Source organism: Psychrobacter sp. MES7-P7E, assembly GCF_002863645.1.
GTDB lineage: Bacteria > Pseudomonadota > Gammaproteobacteria > Pseudomonadales > Moraxellaceae > Psychrobacter.
In genome coordinates this window covers 1-656 of the sequence record NZ_PJBU01000051.1, presented here as the reverse complement: position 1 = coordinate 656, position 656 = coordinate 1, and the positions used below count along the sequence as shown (strand labels likewise).

The following is a 656-nucleotide window of genomic DNA, read 5'->3' as shown; positions in this document are numbered from 1 at the left end:
ACAGCTTTTAGAGTTCGACTTAACGGGTATGACTGACTCAGCACAGTGCTTGAAGATACACTCTCTAATATCACTACTATCGTAGCCCCTGTCTGCAATCACCGCTTTAGTCTGGTTATTAATCGTGCTATCTATCAACGTCTTTGCCATCTTAGCGTCATGCACTTGCCCACCTGTCAGCTCAATATGTATAGGGTTACCACAAGCATCGACCACTAAGTGCAGTTTGCTGCTATTACCTGCAACACTTTTACCAATGGCCTCATCAAGATGACTGGCTACACCTGAACTATGCTGATGAGCTTTGACCACGCTACCGTCTATAAATAACCATTCACTATCATAGTTTGCTGTGACTATCTTCATGAGCTTTTGCCATTTACCGGTTTTACGCCAGTAACGGTATTGATGATATATGCGAGACCAATGACCAAAATAAGAAGGTAAGTCTCGCCATGGACAGCCTACTCGTATGCGGTACAACATGCCTTCAACGGTACGTCTTAGATTGGGCTTGTTATATACGTTAATTTGTCGCAATATAATAAATAGCTTGTGCCAATGTTCATCGTTGAGCTTGGTGCGAGTCATAAGTGATGCCTTATTTCTTTGTTGTGGTAAACATTAGAGTAAGGCGTTGCTTATTTTTTTCAATG

1 protein-coding gene is annotated in these 656 nt (G+C 41.9%); it reads right to left on the bottom strand.

What is annotated here, in order from left to right; translation table 11 throughout:
- A partial coding sequence (locus CXF62_RS01455; protein ID WP_102092637.1) for an IS5 family transposase occupies positions 1-591 on the bottom strand: 591 nt, incomplete at its 3' end.
- Positions 592-656: the final 65 nt, after the last annotated feature.